We start from the raw sequence: 18,174 nt of genomic DNA on the forward strand, positions 1-18,174 counted from the left end.
CTCAATCGCGATCCGCGAGAGCTTGGTTCGTGTCCCGGCGGCCACCCGGTTTCCCTGGCGACTTGGAGAACTTTACATGCCCCGAAAGGGCCCGAAACAGGGGGGTCCCTTAACAAGATCAGCGCAGGTCAGACCCCGTGACGGAGCCCGTCCACGGCTCAGTCTGCCCCGAACCGGCCCGGAGCGCCACCGAAAGAGCATTGCTCCGACTACATTGCACCGTATTGCTCCGAAGCAAAGCTCCGCCTAGCGTCGGCGGCATGAACCTCGCGTACGACGACCTCGGGAGCGGGCAGCCCGTCCTCCTCGTCCACGGCCACCCCTTCGACCGCTCGATGTGGCGTCCCCAGGCCGAGCACCTCGCCAAGAGCGGCTACCGGGTCATCACCCCGGACCTCCGCGGCTACGGCACCTCGCCCACCCAGGACAAGACGACCGGCCTCGACGTCTTCGCGGACGACCTCGTCGAGCTGGCCGACCAGCTCGAGCTGGCGAGCTTCGTCCTCGGCGGCCTCTCCATGGGCGGCCAGATCGTCATGCAGCTGGTGCGGGACCACCCCGGCCGCGTCGAAGCCCTCCTCCTCGCCGACACCTTCGCCGGCCTGGACACCCCGCAGGCGAAACAGGCCCGCTACGACACCGCGGACCGCATCACCGAGGAGGGCATGGAGCAGTACGCCGAGGAGCTCCTCCCGAAGATGATCTCGAAAGAGACCCGCGCGACCAGGCCGGACGTCGAGACGCACGTCCACCGGATGATGCGCAACGCCCCGAAGGAAGGAGCGGCGGCGGCCCTGAGAGGACGTGCCGAGCGCCCCGACTACACGCCGACGCTGAAGCACATCGACGTCCCCACCCTGGTCGTCGTCGGCAGCGAGGACGAATTCACCCCGGTCAGCGACGCCGAGCTCATCCAGCGGGAAATCGGACCTTCGACCCTGGTGGTGATCGAGGGCGCGGGCCACCTGCCTAACCTGGAACGCGAGGCCGAGTTCAACGACGCCCTCACCACGTTCCTGACCAGCAGCGGAGCAACTTCATGACCCAGCAGACCGTGTTCGTGACCGGCGCGAGCGCCGGCTTCGGCGACGCCATCGCGCGCCGGTTCGCCGCCGAGGGCGCCCGCGTGATCGCCGTCGCCCGCAGCGCGGACAAGCTCGAGAAGCTGGCCGGCGAGCTCGGCGACGCCGTCCTCCCGGTGACCCTCGACGTCAGCGACCCCGAAGGCGTGCGAGGAACGATCGGCGCCCTCCCGGAGGAGTGGAACCAGGTCGACGTCCTGGTCAACAACGCCGGCCTGGCCAAGGGCCTCGAGCCCGCGCACCGGGCGGACCTGCGGGACTGGGACGAGATGATCGCGACCAACGTCCGCGGCCTCGCGCACGTCACGCGCGCCCTGCTCCCGGGCATGGTCGAGCGCGGCCGCGGCCACGTCATCAACATCGGCTCGATCGCCGGCACCTACCCCTACCCCGGCGGCAACGTCTACGGCGCGACCAAGGCGTTCGTCCACCAGTTCAGCCTCAACCTGCGCAGCGACCTGCACGGCACCGGCGTCCGGGTCACGAACGTCGAGCCCGGCCTGGTCGGCGGCACGGACTTCTCGAAGGTCCGGTTCGACGGCGATCAGGCCAAGGCCGACAAGGTCTACGAAGGCACCACGCCGCTGACCGCCGACGACGTCGCCGAGTCCGTCTTCTGGGCCGCGAACCAGCCGAAGCACGTGAACATCAACGTCATCGAGCTGATGCCGGTGGTGCAGAGCTTCTCGGCGCTGCAGATCTACCGCGAGAGCTGAAACAGCGAGAACAACGCCTGCCGGCCGGGGTCCAGCTCGGTCAGCAGGCGCTTGGTCCGCGGCCGCCCGCCGGTGGACGGGTACGTCAGGACCAGCTCGCCGATGCCCGCGAGCTGGTCCAGCAGCTCCCGCACCGACAGGTTCATCCCCGCCCGGTCGGCCTCGCGCCGCATCAGGTGGGTCACCGTCGCGGCGAGCACCGAGATCAGGCCGTGCGCGGCGATGCGCTGCCGCGTCCACTCCCAGCGCGGGGTCGGGCCGGTGACGGCGGGCCCGGTCAGCCAGCGGAACGTCGATTCGAGGTGGGTGCGGGCGCGGTAGGCGGTGACGACCTCGGCGACCGGCCAGTCCCGGTCGGTGACCAGCACCTGCTTGCCGAAGAACTCCTCGTCCAGCCGGGCCAGCGCCGCCGCGTCGATCCGCCGTTCGAGCCGGATCTCGCCGGGCCGGTTCCCGCTCAGGACGGCGGTGAGCACGCGCTCGATGCGCCGGCCGCGGGTCACGCGGCCGATTTCGGCGTGGACCTGGGCCCGGTCGCCGCGGTGGGTGCCCGCGGCGAGGGCCTCGGCGAGGCCGTCGAGTTCGCGGGTCGCGGTGGCCAGCTCGTCGGCGAACGCGCGGGACTGGGCGGCGTGCAGCGTCGCCGAGTGGGTCAGGATCACCCGCCGCCGGACGCCGTCGACGACCGCGTGCGTGTCGAGCGCGGTGAGGCCGGCGAACCGCTCGGGGTCGACGCGCTTGCGTGCGGACGCGGGCTGGGTCAGCAGCTCCGGGTGGTCGGTCAGCGGCAGTGATCCGACGAAGCCGCTGCGGGAGCCCAGGTCGAGCTGGGCGGCCTGGCCGGAGTGGAAGACGAGGGTGGCCGGGCCCAGTTGCCCCATCAGCGAGGCGAACGTCGGTGCTGTTCCGTCGTCACGCCGGTAGACCCGTGACGCCAGGGGAATGGCGCCGTCGCGGGTCACGCGCAGGCCCGCGCCGGCGAGCACCCCCTGGCAGGCCGAGGGCAGGGTGCAGTCGGCCGGGGCGAAGGCGGCGAACTGCGGGACGTCGACGGCGAGTGCCGCGTGGTCGTCGAGGGTCGCCAGCACGGCGGAGGCGACGGTTTCTTCGATGCCCTCGATGCGTTCCGGGGTGAGGCGCTCCAGGGCCCGCCACAACCCATCCACTGTGGACAGCCGGGGCCGGACGACGTCCGCGGCCGAGGCCCACCACGATTCGATCGGCGTCTCCGGGGCGGTCGCGCGGTGCAGGACCGCGACGGCGAGGGTCAGCCCGAGCGATGGCTTTGCGCGCACGACGTCGTCGACGCGGGCGACGAAGTCCAGCCGGGTCAGCGTCGCCCACACCGCGGCGACGTCGCCGTAGGTCCGGTACGACACCGAGGCGGGTTCGCCGCCCGGAACGGCGCGGGCGATCTCGTCGGCCGTGCCGAGGTAACGCTGGGTCACCACCCGCGGCTTGCCGTCCACCCGCGCGGACTCCGCCAGGTAGTAGTACGTCCGTCCGCCGATCTTCTTGCCGACCACCGATGCCACCCTTTAGGTAATACACGCCGACGCGCTGATCGACAACCACGTGAACCCGCTGACCTGCGGCGACGATCACGCGCCCGACCAGGCCCCGACAGGTGCGGAACACACACTGGCTGGTCGCGCGAGGACGGTCCTAGCGTGGGCGGAATGGGACCCGAACCCGACGCCACCACCCCGACCGCCTCCGCGATGCGCCGCGCGCTCGCCCGGGCGCGTGACGGAAAGACACTGGACGTCACCGAAGCGAGCGTCCTGCTGCACGCGCGCGGTGACGACCTGGCCAAGCTGTCCGAGTACGCCTCCCGCATCCGCGACGCGGGGCTGGCCGAAGCCGGCCGCGCCGGCGTCATCACCTACAGCCGCAAGGTGTTCATCCCGCTGACCCGGCTCTGCCGCGACCGCTGCGGCTACTGCACGTTCGTCACCGTGCCCGGCCGGCTCGAATCGCCGTTCCTGTCCCCGGACGAGGTCCTCGACATCGCCCGCAAGGGTGCCGAGATGGGCTGCAAGGAAGCCCTCTTCACGCTCGGCGACCGGCCGGAGGACCGCTGGAAGGCCGCCCGCGAGTGGCTGGACGCGCACGGCTACGACGACACGCTGTCCTACGTCCGGGCGATGGCGATCCGGGTGCTCGAAGAGACCGGCCTGCTGCCGCACCTCAACCCGGGTGTGCTGACCTGGCAGGACTTCCAGCGGCTCAAGCCGGTCGCGCCGTCGATGGGCATGATGCTGGAGACGACCGCGACCCGGCTGTGGAGCGAGAAGGGCGGCCCGCACTACGGCTCGCCGGACAAGGACCCGGCCGTCCGGCTGCGGGTGCTCGAAGACGCCGGGCGCAGCAGCGTCCCGTTCACCACGGGTGTCCTCATCGGCATCGGCGAGACGTTCGAAGAGCGCGCGGACGCGCTGTTCGAGATCCGCAAGGTCGCCAAGACCTACGGCGGCATCCAGGAAGTCATCGTCCAGAACTTCCGGGCCAAGCCGGACACGAAGATGCGCGCGACCCCGGACGCCGACCTCGAAGAGCTGGCCGCGAACATCGCCGTCGCGCGGCTGGTGCTCGGCCCGAAGATGCGCATCCAGGCGCCGCCGAACCTGATCGGCAACCAGTACGACCTGATGATCCGCGCCGGCATCGACGACTGGGGCGGCGTGTCGCCGCTGACCCCGGACCACGTCAACCCGGAACGCGCCTGGCCGCAGATCGACGAGCTCGCCCGCCGCACCGAGAAGGCCGGCTTCGAGCTCAAGGAGCGGCTGACCATCTACCCGGAGTACGTCAAGGCCGGCGAGCCGTGGCTGGACCCGCGGATCACGCGACACGTCGCCGCGCTCGTCGACTACGACACCGGGCTGGCCCGCGAAGGGGCGATGCCGGTCGGCCTCCCGTGGCAGGAGCCGGACGGCGGCTGGCAGGAGTCCGGGCGCACCGACCTGCACACCGAGATCGACTCGAGCGGCCGCACCGAGGACCGCCGCAGCGACTTCGACTCCGTGTACGGGGACTGGAAGGAGATCGGCGACCGGATCAAGACCGGGCCGGCGAAGTTCGACACGGACATCCTGGAAGCGTTGCGCAGCGCGGAAAAGGACCCCGCCGGGCTCTCCGACGACGCCGCGCTGGCGCTGTTGCACGCCGACGGCCGCGAACTCGACGCGTTCACGAAGATCGCCGACGACCTGCGCCGGGAGACGGTCGGCGACGACGTCACCTTCGTCGTCACGCGGAACATCAACTTCACCAACGTCTGCTACACGGGTTGCCGCTTCTGTGCCTTCGCACAGCGTCGCACCGACGCCGACGCGTACACGCTCTCGCTGGAGCAGGTCGGCGACCGCGTCGACGAGGCGTGGGCCGCCGGCGCGACCGAGATCTGCATGCAGGGCGGCATCCACCCGGACCTGCCGGGCACCGCGTACTTCGACCTCGCGGCCGAGGTCAAGCGCCGTCAGCCGGAGATCCACCTGCACTCCTACAGCCCGATGGAGGTCGTGAACGGCGCTTCGCGGACCAACCTCTCGCTTCGCGACTGGCTGATCGCGGCGAAGGAGTCCGGCGTGGACTCGCTGCCGGGCACGGCGGCGGAGATCCTCGACGACGACGTCCGCTGGGTGCTCACCAAGGGCAAGCTGCCGACGTCGGAGTGGATCAAGGTGGTGACGACCGCGCACGAGGTCGGGCTGCCGACGACGTCCACGATGATGTACGGCCACGTCGACACACCCGCGCACTGGGTCGCGCACCTGAAGCTGCTCGCGCGGCTGCAGCGCGAGGGCCTGGAGAAGCACGGCCGGCGCGGGTTCACCGAGTTCGTGCTGCTGCCGTTCATCCACCAGAGCGCGCCGATCTACCTGGCCGGTCTCGCCCGCCCGGGCACGACGCTGCGCGAGAACCGCGCGGTGCACGCGCTGGCCCGGCTGCTGCTGCACGGCATGATCGACAACATCCAGAGCTCCTGGGTGAAGCTCGGCGAGGAGGGCAGCCGCGCGGTGCTGCAGGGCGGCGTCAACGACATCGGCGGGACGCTGATGGAAGAGACGATCAGCCGGATGGCGGGCGCCTCGCACGGGTCGTACAAGACGATCAGCGACATGCGCGCGATGGTCGAGCCGCTGGGCCGCCCGCTGGTCCAGCGCACGACGGGCTACGGACGGCCGTCGGCCGAGCGGCTCGCCGCGGCGGCGGCGTCGGACGGCGTCGCGACGCAGGTGCGCAAGCCGCTCCTGCCGCTGCTGACCCCGTGAAGCAACGCAGTGAATGACTCATTCCTGGCGTCCGACGTCAGGAATGAGTCATTCACTGCGTCCGCTAGCCTTGCGCCGCATGGGGGTTTCTCGCTTCGCACCGCTTCTCGCCGTAGTGCTTCTCGCGGGTTGCGGCAGTACGCCGCCACCCGCTCCGACACCCACCCCGCCGCCGAGCCCGACGTACGGGCCGCCGCCGCAGGGCGGGCTGTCCCTTTCGGTCGGCCAGGTGGAAGCGGGCCTCGGGCACCGCGCCAGCGTCCTGACGCTGACCAACCGGGACACCGTGCCGCGGAAGGTCACCGGCTACCCGGACCTGAAGGTCCTGGCGGGCGACGGCAGCCCGCTCGACGTCCAGGTCCTGCACGAGACGTCCTACTTCGCCCCGGATCCGGGACCGCAGGACCTGACGCTCCAGCCGGGTGAGAAGGCGCTGTCGGTGCTCGCCTGGTCGGCGACCGTCACCAGCGGCGGCCGGCACACCGGCGCGGCGATCGCGGTCGTCCCGATACCCGGGGAGCCGGTGCAGAAGCAGCCCCTGGAGACCGACCTCGGCACCACCGACACGGTCAAGCTCAGCGCGTGGGCGACGAAAACCGGCCATTGACGACCGTGTGTCACCGCTCACAAACCGACGGTTGACCAGCGGGCTTCTGTGCTACCTCTGTTCCTTCACCCGCCGGAAGGGACCTCGACGATGAGCACCTCCGTAGCGCCACTGGAAATGGTCGACACCGGCCGCTACCCGCTCACCGACCCGGGCGGGCACGCCTGGCGGGAGACGGTCGAGCGCACGCGCGCGGACCTCGCCGCCGTCGGCTGCAGCGTCCTCACCGACTTCATCCGCCCCGAACTGCACGAGGTGCTCCGCGCCGAGTGCGCCGCACTCGAACCGCACGCCTACACGAAGATCGAACAGGTCAACGCCTACAACACCGCGATCGGCGAGCCGCTGCCCGAAGACCACCCCGGCCGGACGATCATGGAACGCGGCAACGCCTTCGTCGCGCGCGACCGCATCCCGGCGTCGTCGATCATCAGCCGGCTCTACACGAGCCCGGTGTTCCAGCGGTTCGTCGCCGACTGCTTCGGGCTGCCGGAGCTGCACGAACTCGCCGACCCGCTGTCCGGGCTGACGCTCAACGTGATCGCGCCCGGCCGCGCGCACCCGTGGCACTTCGACACGAACACCCACACCGTGAGCATGCTGACGCAGGCCGCGGCGGACGGCGGGACCTTCGAGTACTGCCCGAACATCCGGTCCGCCGCGGACGAGAACTTCGCCGCCGTGCGCTCGGTGCTGGCCGGCGACACCGGGCCGGTCCGGCGCCTGGACCTGCAGCCCGGTGATCTCCAGCTGTTCAAAGGACGCTTCGCGCTGCACCGCGTGAGCACCGTGAAAGGGGCGACCGCGCGGCACTCCGCGATCTTCGCCTACAGCGAGCGCCCGGGGGTCATCGGCAGCGCGGAGCGAACGCGCCAGCTGTTCGGCCGCGTCCTGCCCGCCCACCTCGCGGAGCGGACCGCCCGCGGCGACGAACTGCTCGACTAGGAGCTGGCCCGTGCCTTTCGACTCGACCGGCAAGATCTCCTTCGACCACATCTACACCGCGCCCGACCCGCGTCCGTTCTTCGGCACGCTCAAGCGCGTCGGCTACGGAATCCCGCAGCTGGCGAAGCCGTACTTCGCGAAGCTGATCGCCGCGCACCCCGCCGAGCGGCCCACCGTGCTCGACGTCGGCTGCTCGTACGGCATCAACGCGGCCCTCCAGCGCTGCGAAGCGACGATGGACGACCTCTATGCCCACTACACGGCCCCGGCCGTGCGCGCGCTGGACCACGCGGCGCTGGTCGAGGCGGACCGCAAGCGCGTGCGCCCCGGCGGCCCGAAGTTCTACGGCCTGGACAGCTCGGCCCCGGCCGTGGAGTACGCGCTTTCCGCCGGCTTCCTCGACGAAGCGATCCACGCCGACCTCGAGCGCGACGACCCGGACAGCACCCAGCAGAAGCTCCTGGACGACGTCGACCTCGTCATCTCGACCGGTTGCGTCGGGTACGTCACGGAGAAGACGCTGTCCCGGGTCGCGCGCGGCTCGCGGCCGTGGATGGCGCACTTCGTGCTGCGGATGTTCTCCTACGAGCCGATCGCCGACACCCTCGCCGAGCTGGGGTACGAGACCACGAGCGTCGGCGGGGTGTTCCGGCAGCGGCAGTTCGCCTCCGCCGAAGAGCAGACGCAGATCCTGGACACGCTGAGCGCGGCCGGGGTCGACCCCACCGGGCTGGAGTCCGACGGGTGGCTCTACGCGCAGCTGTATGTTTCCCGTCCTGCAGGCTTGCCCGAACTCGAACTCCCCGACGAAGAAGGATGACCGTGAGCAGTCCGGAATGGTCCACCCGCACCTTCGGCAACGAGGACCGGCTCCCCCGCGTCCCGCTCCCCACGCTGGAGGACAGCTGCCACCGGTTCCTCGAGTGGTGCGCCCCGCTGCTGACGCTGCCCGAGCAGGTGGAAACCGAAGCGGCGGTCGCGGCGTTCCTGGCGTCTCCCGGGCCGGAGCTGCAGGCCCGGCTCGAGGAGTACGACCGCTCGCCCGGCGTGCGCAGCTGGCTCGACACGTTCTGGCCGTACCGCTACCTCGGCCGCCGCGACCGGATCGCGCTCAACGCCAACTTCTTCTTCCTGTTCCAGGACTCCCCGCTCGGCCAGGTCGAGCGCGCGGCCGAGCTGACCGCGGGCGCCGTGGACTACAAGCTGAAGCTCGACCGCGAACTCGTCCCGCCGGTGCTCCTGCGCGGCACGCCGCAGTCGATGGTGCAGCACCAGTACCTGTTCTCCGCGACGCGGATCCCGGGCGAGCTGCTCGACACCGCGCGCACCCGGTACCCGTCGCCCGAGCGGCACATCGTCGTGTTCTCGAAGGGCACGCCGTTCCGGATGGACGTCCTCGCCGAAGACGGCCGCCCGTACTCGCCGGCGCAGCTGGCCGACGGGCTGCGCGCGATCCTCAAGGACGACCACGTCACCGACGTCCCGGCCGGGTCCTTCACCACGAAGGCGCGTGCCGAGTGGGCCGCTTCGCGGGCCGCGCTGCTCGACGCGGGCAACGCCGCCGCGCTGGAAACCATCGAGACCGCGTTGTTCTGCCTGTGCCTGGACGACTTCACGCCGCCGGACGCCCTCGAAGCGGGCAACCGGCTGCTGTACGGCGACAACCGCTGGTACGACAAGGCCGTGTCGCTGATCGTGTTCGAGGACGGCACCGCGGGGATCAACGTCGAGCACTGCGAACTCGACGGCACGACGATCCTCGGCTTCACCGACGCGCTGCTGAGCGGCTCGCGCGAGGAGCGCACGCCGGCGGACGGCGTCCCGGGCTACGAAGTCGTCGAGTTCACGCTGACCGACGCCCTCCGCGAAGACGCACGCGCGGCCGCCGCGGCCTTCAAGGCGTACGCGGACGCGACGGCGACGCAGACGGTGTCGTTCGACTTCGGGGCCAATCGGGCGAAGGAGCTCGGGATGTCCCCGGACGCCTTCGCGCAGATGTCGTACCAGCTGGCGCATCGTCGCGCGAAGGGCCTGACGGGCGCGACGTACGAGTCGATCGCGACCCGGCAGTTCCAGAACGGCCGGACCGAGGCCATGCGGGTCGTGACGCCGGAGGTCGTGCGCTTCGTCGACGTCATGACGTCAGATGCCTCTCGCGAGGAGAAGCGCTCGGCGTTCCGCGAGGCCGCGGCGAAGCACGTCGCGCGGGCGAAGGAGTGCCAGGCCGGGGACGCGCCGGAGCAGCATCTGTGGGAGCTGCAGCTGATCGCGAAACGCCACGGGGAAGCGACGGACCTGCCGCTGTACTCCTCACCGGGCTGGCTGAAGATGCGCGACGACTTCCTGAGCACGAGCTCGGCGCCGTCGGTCAACATCCAGTACTTCGGGTTCGGCTCGACCAGCCCGCAGTGCATCGGGATCGCGTACGTGCTGCTGCCGGATCGGTGGAACATCTACCTGAGCACGCCGAAGCACGTGTCGGCGGAGATGTACCGCTTTGCGGACGAGCTCGCTGTGGCGGTGCGGGAGCTGCAGGAGCTGCTGGCCGAGTAAGCAGCGAGCCGGGGACCCCGCGGCGGAGTCACGCCGTGGGGTCCGACACCACCAGCACCAGCGAGCCTTCGAACGACGGCTGTTCCCGCAGCCTGCCGTACCGGCGTTCCCACGTGCCGTCGTCGAGGTCGTGCCGGAGTTCCGCCGCGAAACGGTGGTGCACGCGGTCGTCGACGAAGCTCCAGGCCGAGCACGACAGGCGGGCGCCCGGGTCCAGGAGACGTTCCGGGCGGGCGTAGTAGGCCTCGTTGAAGCCGTCCGTGCAGTCGATCGGGATCGGGACTCCGATGATCGACGTGTGGCCGCCGAGGCCGTCGGCGATGTCGTCGACCGACGGGTAGCGCCGCGCTTCGGTCTCGATCACCTCGGGGGCGTAGTCGAGCAGCCAGAAGCGGCGCAGCCGATCCGGGTCGCAGGTCAGGATGGCGATCGGGCCGCGGGTGACGCGGCGCATCTCCTTGAGGCCGGCCCACAGGTCGTTCCACTGGTGCACGCTGAACGTGCTCATCGCGCCCTCGAACGCCCGGTCCGGGAACGGCAGCTTCTCGGCGACGGCGTCGACCGCCGGCGGCAGGCCCGCCGGGCGCTGCGCGCGCATCGACGCCGACGGCTCGACGGCGGTCACTTCACGATCTTCGGGTTCGTACGCGCCCGCGCCCGCGCCGACGTTCAGCACGGTCCGGGCATCCCCCAGCGCGTCGAGGATGTACCGGCCGATCCGGGGATCCGGCTTGCGGTAGTCGGTGTAGACCCCGCCGATGGCGCCGTAGTCGGCGTCCCCGGCGCTCCCGTCCGCACGTCGCTGGCTCATGACGGAAAACTATCAGCGCGGACCACCGGCGGAGGCGTTGCTCCGCCGGGCGTAAGCGGACGTCGGGCGTGCGGCTCAATCGTCAATTCCTGTCGCAAACTTGCGTAAGTTCGTTCGACTATTGCGATTTCTTGTCCACGATTCGTATGATCCCGATCACAGAGGTCCCCACCAGCTGCGGAAAGGCCAGTGCTGCCCATGTCTCCCAGCTCTGTGTTCAGTGCGCCCAAGTTCCGGTTCGGTGCCCTCGCCGCCGCGGTCGTCGCCGCGGCCGGCGCCACCGTCGCCGCGGTTCCGGCCGGGGCGGTCGCCGCCGGGCGCGGCGCGACCGTTCCCTTCGTCGAACAGGAAGCGGAAACCGCCGCCACGAACGGTGCGGTCATCGGCCCGAACCGGGCCGCGGGCACCCTCGCGGGCGAAGCCTCCGGCCGGAAGGCGGTGACGCTGTCCGGCCAAGGCCAGTACGTCGAGTTCACGCTCACCGCGCCGGCGAACTCGATCGACTTCCGGTACAGCGTCCCGGATGCCGTCACCGGGACGATCTCGCTGTACGTCGGCGGAACCCACAACCGGGACATCGCCCTGACGTCGAAGTGGGCCTGGTACTACGGCTCGTACCCGTTCACCAACAACCCGGGTGACGGCCACGCGCACCACTTCTACGACGAAACCCGCGCGCTGCTCGGCACGTCCTACCCGGCCGGCACCAAGATCAAGCTGCAGGTCGACGCGGGTGACGTCACCCCGGCCACCATCGACCTGGCCGACTTCGAGCAGGTCGGCGCGGCCGCCGCACGGCCCGCGAACTCGGTGTCCGTCACCGACTACGGCGCCACCGCGAACGACACGACCGATGACGCGGGCGCGTTCGACGCCGCCGTAGCCGCCGCGAAGAGCCAGGGCAAGGAAGTCTGGATCCCGTCCGGCACCTTCACCCTCGGCCACCACATCACCGTCGACCAGGTGACGATCCGCGGCGCCGGACCCTGGTACTCGGTGCTCACCGGGCCACGCGCCGGGATCTTCGGCAAGGGCGAACCGGCGAGCTGCGGAACGCCGACGTATCCCGGGAACCCGGCCGTGCCGGGCGTCAGCAGCGCGGTCAAGCTCTACGACTTCGCGATCATCGGCCAGGTCGACGCGCGCGTGGACTGCGACCAGTCGAACGCGATCGGCGGGGCACTGGGCGGCGGCTCGGTCGTGCAGAACCTGTGGCTGCAGCACACGAAGGTCGGGCTGTGGCTCGACGGGCCGTTCGACGGGCTCACCGTGTCCGGCAACCGGATCCTCGACCAGACCGCCGACGGGCTCAACCTGCACCAGGGCATCAGCAACACCGTGGTGACGAACAACTTCCTGCGCAACACCGGCGACGACGGCCTGGCGATGTGGTCCGAGCACGACGCCGACCACCACAACACGTTCTCCTTCAACACCGTGCTGCTGCCGATCCTCGCCAACAACATCGCGGTCTACGGCGGGCACGACAACACCGTGTCCGACAACGTCGTGGCCGACAACCAGGACCAGGGCGGCGGCCTGCACATCGCCAACCGGTTCAGCGCCGTGCCGCTGTCGGGAACGACGACGGTCGCGCGCAACACGGCGATCCGCACCGGCGTGCTGGACTCGAACTGGCAGTTCGGCGTGGGCGCCCTGTGGTTCGACGGCCGCGACTCGGCCATCACCGGCCGCATCGACGTCACGGACAACGACCTGGTGGACAACAACTACGAGGCGATCCAGTTCATCGACGGCGCCACCACGGACGTGCACTTCGACGGCGTCCGGATCACCGGTGCCGGCACGTTCGCCTGGCAGCTGCAGTCGAAGCCGTCGGGGTCGGTGAAGAACGTCGTCGCGACCGGGATCGGCCGCGCGGGCGTCTACAACTGCATGGGTCCGGACGCCATGAGCGGCCTGGCCGACCAGGGCGGCAACTCCGGCTGGACGACGACGTACTGCGGCTCGTGGCCGGCGCCGGTGTACGGCTCGGACAACGGCGGCACGACGACTCCGCCGACCACCACGCCGACCCAGCCGGGCGGGAACCTGGCGCTGCACAAGAGCGTCAGCGCGTCCGGCTCGCAGGGCGGCTTCCCGCCGGGCAACGCCGTCGACGGCGACGCGAACTCCTATTGGGAGAGCACGAACAACGCCTTCCCGCAGACGCTCACGGTGGACTTCGGCAGCACGGTCAGCGTCTCCCGGCTGGTGCTGAAGCTGCCGCCGTCTTCGGCGTGGGGCACGCGCACGCAGACGATCTCGGTCGACGGGATCAAGGCCGCGGCCGGCTACTCGTTCAACCCCGCGTCCGGCAACACCGCAACCGTGACCTTCCCGGCGGCCTCGGTGCGCACCCTGCGGCTCACCTTCACCGGCAACACCGGCTGGCCCGCCGGGCAGCTGTCCGAACTCGAAGCCTATTCCTCCTGAGAGGTGATGACGATGTCCCGCATTCCGGCGTTGCTCGCCGCCGCGCTCGCCGCGTCCGGCCTGACCGTGCTCTCCGGCGCCACTCCGGCCGCCGCGGCCACCTGTCCCACCACCGCGTCCGGCGGCGCCAGTGTGCCCTTCCGGACCGTCGAGGCCGAGTGCTCGGCGACGAACGGCTCGGCCGTCGGCCCCGACTACACGCAGGCGTCGATCGCCTCGGAGGCCTCCGGACGCCAAGCCGTGCGGATCACGACCGGCCAGTACGTCGAGTTCACGCTGCCCGCCGCGGCGAACTCGATCAACGTCCACTACAACCTGCCGGACGGTTCGTCCGGCCGTCTCACGGTGCTGGTCAACGGGACCAGGCTGGCCCTGCCGGTCTCCTCCCGCTATTCCTATGTGGACACCGGCTGGATCCCCGGCGCGAAGACGCACCACTTCTTCGACGACGCCCGGCTCCTGCTGGGCCAGAACCTGGCGGCCGGCGCGAAGGTGCGCGTGCAGGCCGATTCCGGGGACGTCGGCCAGGCGACCATCGACCTCGCCGACTTCGAGCAGGTCGGCGGCGCGGGCACGAAACCGGCGAACGCGCTGTCGGTGACCGACTACGGCGCCACGCCCAACGACTCGTCGGACGACTCGCAGGCGTTCCGCACCGCATTCTCGGCGGCCCGTTCGCAGGGGCGTGAGGTGTGGGTTCCGTCGGGGCGGTTCGAAATCGGATCGGCCCTGCAGATCGACCAGACGACCGTCCGCGGCGCCGGACAGTGGTACACCGTGCTGCACGGCAACAACATCTTCAACAACGGCAGCGCGTCCGGCAACATCAAGCTGTACGACTTCGCGGTGTTCGGTGACGTGACCGAGCGCAACGACGGCAGTCCCGACAACGCGTTCCACGGCGTCCTCGGCAACGGATCGGTCGTATCCGGCCTGTGGATCCAGGACACGAAGTGCGGGCTGTGGCTGATGAACGGCGCGTCGTCGAACGTCACCATCGAGAACAACCGCATCCTCGACACCCAGGCCGACGGCGTGAACTTCGACGGCGCGGTCACGAACTCGACGCTGCGCAACAACTACCTGCGCAACAACGGCGACGACGGGCTCGCGCTGTGGTCCAACGGCCAGGCCGACTCGGGCAACACCATCGCGAACAACACGGTCGTGCAGCCGAACCTGGCCAACGGCATCGCGCTGTACGGCGGGTCGAACAACACAGTCAGCGGCAACCTCGTCCAAGACACCAACGCCCTCGGCGGCGGCTACCTGGTGGCGAACCGGTTCAACTCGGTCCCCCTGAGCGGCACGGTCACGCTGTCGAACAACACCGCGCTGCGGGCCGGTGCGCTCGACCCGAACTGGCAGTTCGGCGTCGGCGCGCTGTGGTTCGACGCCCGCGACCAGGCCATCACCGGCGTGACCATCCGCGTGACCGGGTTCACCGCGATCCAGAGCCCGTACGAGGCCATCCAGTTCATCGACGGCAACGGCGCGGGCAAGCCGATCCAGGGCATCACGATCGACGGCGTTTCGGTGCAGGGTGCCGGCACGTTCGTGGCCCAGTCCCAGACCCAGGGTTCGGTCTCGATCAGCAACCTGACGGCCTCCGGCGTCGGCGTGACCGGGACGTACAACTGCCCCTACCCGGCGTCGATCCCGCGGATGACCTTCAGCGGCTCCGGCAACAGCGGCTGGACCGGCACCTGGAGCGACTGCTCGACCTGGCCCGCGCCGAACTCGGGCCCGCAGCAGCCGCAGCAGCCCGGCTCGAACATCGCCCGCGGGAAGGCGATCAGCGCGTCCGGGTCGCAGGGCGGGTTCCCGCCGTCGAACGCGAACGACGGCGACGCGAACTCCTACTGGGAGAGCACGAACAACGCCTTCCCGCAGACGCTGACGGTGGACCTGGGCACGGCCTCGTCGATCAACAAGGTGACGCTGAAGCTGCCGCCGTCCTCGGCCTGGGGCGCGCGCACCCAGACGGTGACGATCTCCGGCAGCACCGACGGCGGTTCGTACACGACCCTGGTGGGCTCGCGCGGCTACGCGTTCGATCCGGCGTCCGGCAACACGGCGTCGGTGTCCTTCGCGACGACGTCCCAGCGGTTCGTGCGGCTGACGTTCACCGGCAACACCGGCTGGCCCGCCGGTCAGGTGTCGGAGTTCGAGGTGGCCGCGGCCTGATCCCGGCCGGCACAGTGTGACGAAAGGGCACGGCGGCTCGACGGTTCCGCACGGAACCGCCGGGCCGCCGTGCCCTGCATTAATCTCGCCGGGAGATCATCCCGGGGAGGACCAGTGCCACGTCTGCTGCTCGTCGAAGACGACGAAGCCCTGGCCGAAGCGCTTTCGCTGGCGTTGCGCGCACTGGGCCACGACGTCGTCCACGCCCCCACCGGCGAGCACGCGCTGACGTCGCTGGGCGACGCCGAGTTCGTCCTCCTCGACGTCATGCTGCCCGGCATCGACGGTTTTGAGGTCTGCCGCCGCATCCGCGCCCGCAGCCGGCTGCCGATCGTGCTGCTGACCGCGCGCGGCGACCCGATCGACGTCGTGGCCGGGCTCGAGTGCGGCGCCGACGACTACGTGGTCAAACCGGCCGAGCCGCGGGTGCTCGACGCGCGGATCAAGGCGATCGGCCGCCGCGCGCAGCCGGCCGTGCCGGAAGCCGGGCTGCTGCGCGTGGGCGAGCTGGAGATCGACGCCGCCGCGATGAGCGTCACCCGCGGCGGCGACGAACTCGCGCTGACGGCCACGGAGATCCGGCTGCTCGTCGAATTCGCCGAGCACCCGAACCAGGTGCTGAGCCGTCAGGTGCTGCTCAAGCGGGTCTGGGACTACGGCTACGTCGGTGATTCGCGGATCGTCGACGCGGCGGTCGCGCGGCTGCGGGCGAAGGTGGAGGACGACCCGGCGAACCCGGTCCTGCTGCGCACGGTCCGGGGCCTCGGCTACCGCCTGGTGACGAAGTGAGGCTCCCGGCCGTCAGCCTGCGGACGCGGATCGTCGCGGCGATCGTCGGCGTGACCACGACGGCGACCGCGGTCATGGCCTACTCGGCCTACCAGGTGCAGGCCGACGAAGCACTGGGCCGGTTCGCCTTCTCGTCCGTGCGGAACGCGGCGGCCGACCGGAAGGCCATCGTGGAGTTCTCGCCGGACGACACCGCCGTGTCGCTGGGCACCGTCGCCGACCACCTCGGCCCCAACCCGGACTGGGCGCTGATAACCGAACGGCCCGGGGGCCCGGTCGCGGTCGTGCGCAACGCCATCGATGCCGGCACCCTGCCCGCGACCATCCCGGCGCCCGACAAGCTCGAAATGCTGGGCGCCGTCCGCGACGAGCTGTTCCGCCAGCGGGGGCCCGACCAGATGGGCGTGGCGTACACGAGAGTGCCGCGGACCGGCCGGAAGGTGTTCGTGGTCAACGCGAACCTGCCGAAGGACGGTTACCACCTCGTCGAGTTCTTCGACTTCAGCCAGTTCGACGGCGACCTGACCGAGCTGCGCTGGAAGCTGGTCCGCATCGCACTCGGGGTCAGCGTGCTCGGCGCCGGCGTCGCGTTCTTGATCGGCCGCCGGATCCGCCGTCCGATCAAGGCGCTGTCCACGGCCGCCGACGAGCTCGGCGCGGGCGCGCTCGAGACCCGCGTGCCGGTCAAGGGCCGGGACGAGATCGCCGCGCTCGCCGGGTCGTTCAACACCATGGCGGCCCGGCTCGGCGAGTCGATCGACGAACTGCACGCGAAAGACCGCCAGCAGCGGCGGTTCGTCGCCGACGTCGCCCACGACCTGCGGACGCCGCTCGCCTCGATGATCGCCACCGTCGACAGCCTCGACCATTCCGAGCCCGCCACCCGCACCCGCGCCGCCGAAATCCTCGGCACCCAGGCCCGGCGGCTCGCCAAGCTCGTCGAAGACCTCCTCGAAATCGCCCGGTTCGACGCTGGGAAGGCCGACCTGAGGCTGGCGCCGGTCGACCTCGCCGACCTGGTCGCCGACGCCGCCGAGGTCACCGGCGTCGAGGCCGCCGTGACGGCGAGCGGGGACGTCACGGTCGTCGCCGACCCGCGGCGGGTGCACACCGTGGTGGCGAACCTGCTGAGCAACGCCGTCCGGCACGGGGCCGCCCCGGTGACGGTCACCCTCGACGGAACCGGTGACGACGTCGTCGTGCGCGTCGCCGACGCCGGTCCCGGGGTCCCGGAGGACCTGCTGCCGCTCCTGTTCGACCGGTTCACCCGCGGCGACCACGCGCGTCAGGCGACCGAAGGCAGCGGACTCGGGCTGGCGATCGCCCGGGAGAACGTGCTGGCGCACGGCGGCTCGCTCGCGGTGCACAACGACGGCGGTGCCGTGTTCACCGTGCGGCTCCCCCGGGGCGTCGAGAACGCCTGAGCGGCGGTCAGCTCGCGCGGGTGCAGCCCGTCGAAGTACGGCAGCGGCAGGGAGGCGAGCAGCGCCGCGGCGGCGAGCAGCGGGAGCGGGCGGAGGTCCCGCGCCGGGCTCAGCCACAGCACCACAGCGAAGTTGACGACGAGCAGGAAGCCCCAGCGCGCCCAGTCCCAGCCGGCGAAGGCGAGCAACGCGGGCGCCGCGACGGCCGCGACGGCGAGCGCGTCGAGGCGCTGCAGCAGCGCACCGAACACGACCACGGCGAAGATCGGGGCCACGTACAGCAGCACCTCGGTGATCGAATACAGCTGCCAGCTCTGGCTCTGGGTGCGTTCGAACAAGGCCAGCGC

At 70.7% G+C, this 18,174-nt stretch carries 13 protein-coding genes; 11 read left to right on the forward strand and 2 right to left on the reverse strand.

The window, feature by feature from the left end; translation table 11 throughout:
* Positions 1–260: 260 nt before the first annotated feature.
* Together IE317_RS24140 and IE317_RS24145 are read left to right on the forward strand one after the other, a co-directional pair.
* Positions 261–1,043, forward strand: coding sequence for an alpha/beta fold hydrolase (locus IE317_RS24140; protein WP_191313611.1), 783 nt, complete (start codon positions 261–263; stop codon positions 1,041–1,043).
* Complete coding sequence (locus IE317_RS24145; RefSeq protein ID WP_191313612.1) at positions 1,040–1,798, forward strand: SDR family oxidoreductase; 759 nt, start codon at positions 1,040–1,042, stop codon at positions 1,796–1,798. The genes IE317_RS24140 and IE317_RS24145 overlap by 4 nt, the downstream gene beginning before the upstream one ends.
* Here the strand turns inward: IE317_RS24145 and IE317_RS24150 are convergent.
* A complete protein-coding gene (locus tag IE317_RS24150; RefSeq protein ID WP_191313721.1) occupies positions 1,783–3,324 on the reverse strand; it encodes an IS1634 family transposase in 1,542 nt (513 codons plus the stop codon). The genes IE317_RS24145 and IE317_RS24150 overlap by 16 nt on opposite strands.
* Before the next feature lie 153 nt (positions 3,325–3,477).
* Here IE317_RS24150 and IE317_RS24155 point away from each other — a divergent pair, with 153 nt between their 5' ends.
* The 5 genes from IE317_RS24155 to IE317_RS24175 all read left to right on the forward strand — a co-directional run bounded on the left by IE317_RS24155 (position 3,478) and on the right by IE317_RS24175 (position 10,180).
* On the forward strand, positions 3,478–6,075 hold the full coding sequence (locus IE317_RS24155; protein WP_191313613.1) for a bifunctional FO biosynthesis protein CofGH: 2,598 nt from the start codon (positions 3,478–3,480) through the stop codon (positions 6,073–6,075).
* A gap of 115 nt (positions 6,076–6,190) precedes the next feature.
* Positions 6,191–6,682: a DUF4232 domain-containing protein gene (locus tag IE317_RS24160; RefSeq protein ID WP_268246900.1), complete on the forward strand. Its 492-nt coding sequence runs from the start codon at positions 6,191–6,193 to the stop codon at positions 6,680–6,682.
* A 90-nt stretch (positions 6,683–6,772) separates the two neighbouring features.
* Positions 6,773–7,627, forward strand: coding sequence for a HalD/BesD family halogenase (locus tag IE317_RS24165; RefSeq protein ID WP_191313615.1), 855 nt, complete (start codon positions 6,773–6,775; stop codon positions 7,625–7,627).
* A gap of 10 nt (positions 7,628–7,637) precedes the next feature.
* Entirely contained in the window at positions 7,638–8,447 is an 810-nt protein-coding gene (locus IE317_RS24170) for a class I SAM-dependent methyltransferase (RefSeq protein ID WP_191313616.1), read from the forward strand.
* Positions 8,444–10,180 carry a choline/carnitine O-acyltransferase gene (locus tag IE317_RS24175; protein ID WP_191313617.1) on the forward strand — a complete coding sequence of 579 codons (1,737 nt, stop codon included), beginning with the start codon at positions 8,444–8,446 and terminating at the stop codon, positions 10,178–10,180. The genes IE317_RS24170 and IE317_RS24175 overlap by 4 nt, the downstream gene beginning before the upstream one ends.
* 28 nt (positions 10,181–10,208) lie before the next feature.
* On the opposite strand, the gene IE317_RS24180 is transcribed toward IE317_RS24175, so the two are convergent.
* A complete protein-coding gene (locus IE317_RS24180) occupies positions 10,209–10,991 on the reverse strand; it encodes a class I SAM-dependent methyltransferase (protein ID WP_191313618.1) in 783 nt (260 codons plus the stop codon).
* Positions 10,992–11,189: 198 nt separating this feature from the next.
* On the opposite strand from IE317_RS24180, the gene IE317_RS24185 reads away from it, so the two are divergent.
* The 4 genes from IE317_RS24185 (at position 11,190) to IE317_RS24200 (ending at position 17,827) form a co-directional block, all read left to right on the forward strand.
* A complete protein-coding gene (locus IE317_RS24185) occupies positions 11,190–13,427 on the forward strand; it encodes a discoidin domain-containing protein (protein WP_191313619.1) in 2,238 nt (745 codons plus the stop codon).
* Between the two features lie 6 nt (positions 13,428–13,433).
* Positions 13,434–15,614 (forward strand): discoidin domain-containing protein, encoded by a 2,181-nt coding sequence (locus IE317_RS24190; protein ID WP_191313620.1) that lies wholly within the window; start codon positions 13,434–13,436, stop codon positions 15,612–15,614.
* 114 nt (positions 15,615–15,728) lie between these two features.
* Entirely contained in the window at positions 15,729–16,403 is a 675-nt protein-coding gene (locus tag IE317_RS24195) for a response regulator transcription factor (RefSeq protein WP_191313621.1), read from the forward strand.
* Entirely contained in the window at positions 16,400–17,827 is a 1,428-nt protein-coding gene (locus IE317_RS24200) for a sensor histidine kinase (protein ID WP_191313622.1), read from the forward strand. Before IE317_RS24195 ends, IE317_RS24200 begins: the two co-directional genes overlap by 4 nt.
* Positions 17,828–18,174 lie beyond the last annotated feature (347 nt).

This window comes from Amycolatopsis bullii (genome assembly GCF_014654205.1).
Taxonomy (GTDB): Bacteria; Actinomycetota; Actinomycetes; order Mycobacteriales; family Pseudonocardiaceae; genus Amycolatopsis; species Amycolatopsis plumensis.